This window comes from Priestia sp. JV24 (assembly GCF_025910025.1).
GTDB classification, from domain to species: Bacteria; Bacillota; Bacilli; order Bacillales; family Bacillaceae_H; genus Priestia; species Priestia megaterium.
Genome location: NZ_JAPCIN010000019.1, coordinates 1 through 1,341, shown reverse-complemented (window position 1 = coordinate 1,341; position 1,341 = coordinate 1). Strand labels below are relative to the sequence as shown.

Here is a 1,341-nt window from a genome sequence, read left to right as displayed (position 1 = left end):
GGGACCGTCAATAATTTTGTGTAAATACGAATTTCCTTTTCTTATAGATGTTATTCACTAGTTTGTTTTAAACATCATTTGTAGCTCTGCGCGAGCTTGATCAAAACCAATATGACATCTTGTCGCAAAGCGCTGATTATACTGGTCAAATTGGGAAACGAGGAAGCGTTCAAGTGACTCTTCGTTTGGGAATTGTTCCTTACGCTTACTATATTTCTTGATTTGTTTATTAAAAGATTCAATGAGATTGGTCGAATAAATACTGCGCCAAATAGACTTAGGAAAGCTATAAAACGTGAACAAATAAGAGTTATTGAGCAGTGGCTTTGTCACTTTTGGATACTTTGACTTCCACTTTTCAATAAACGAATGTAGGGCCTGTTGGCCCATTTCAAGGCTTTCTGCACGGTACACAGATTTAAAGTCTTCACAGATTTCAGCTCGATCGGATACACGAACCTTATGAGCAATCGTACGTGAAAGATGGACACAGCATGTTTGATAAGAAGAAGCTGGATAGATAGAAAAAACACTGTCTGAAATTCCTTTTAACCCGTCGGAAATAAACAACAGAATCTCCTCTACGCCACGAGATTTGATGTCTTCTAAAAGTTCTTTCCAGACAAAGGCGGATTCGTTAGGAGCGATTGTATAGCCAAGCACTTCTTTTGAACCGTCTTCGCGAATGCCAACGGCAATATAGACAGCTTCTTTAGACACTGTATCTCGTTTTAAAGCAATATATGTAGCATCTAAATAAACGCACGCATAGCGTGCACACAACGTTCGATCTCGGAATGCTTCTACCTGTTCAGACATCACTTTGGTCATATTTGAAATAGTTTGAGGTGTGTAATGGTGACCATACATGCGCTCCATCAAATGGGCAATTTCAGCAGTCGTTACGCCCTTTTGGAACATATGAATAACAAACGCTTCAAGCGTATCATTGGCTCTTTTATAAGGAGCTACCGTCTGTTGCTTAAAGTCGCCATTCCGATCACGAGGAATAACGAGATGAAGTTCTCCAAACTCTGTGTGCAGCGTTCGTTCGTACGAACCATTTCGTGAATTCCCTGTATTAAATCCAATACGATCATATTTTTCGTAGTCCAAAAAGGCTGTCAATTCGCTCGCTAAGAGCGTATTAACCGCATTTTCTAAGTGAGAACGGAAAATTTCCGTCACATCTTCTTTTTGGACTAGAGCTTGAACAAGATCTGTTGTAAACTGATTCATAGGAAGACCTTCTTTCTTTGAATTGGTTGTGGTGACTTAATTCTACAAGAAAAGGTCTTCCTTTTTGCATTTATTTATTTACACAAGATATTTTACGCTCTC

1 protein-coding gene is annotated in these 1,341 nt (G+C 39.1%); it reads right to left on the bottom strand.

Annotated features, from left to right (window positions below; genetic code table 11):
- Positions 1 to 57 precede the first annotated feature (57 nt).
- A complete protein-coding gene (locus tag OK414_RS14945; RefSeq protein ID WP_050691277.1) occupies positions 58 to 1,239 on the bottom strand; it encodes an IS256-like element ISBame1 family transposase in 1,182 nt (393 codons plus the stop codon).
- Positions 1,240 to 1,341: the final 102 nt, after the last annotated feature.

Excerpts from the sequence above, each read along its gene's own strand:
- OK414_RS14945 (WP_050691277.1), bottom strand. The coding sequence starts at position 1,239 with ATGAATCAGTTTACAACAGATCTTGTTCAAGCTCTAGTCCAAAAAGAA.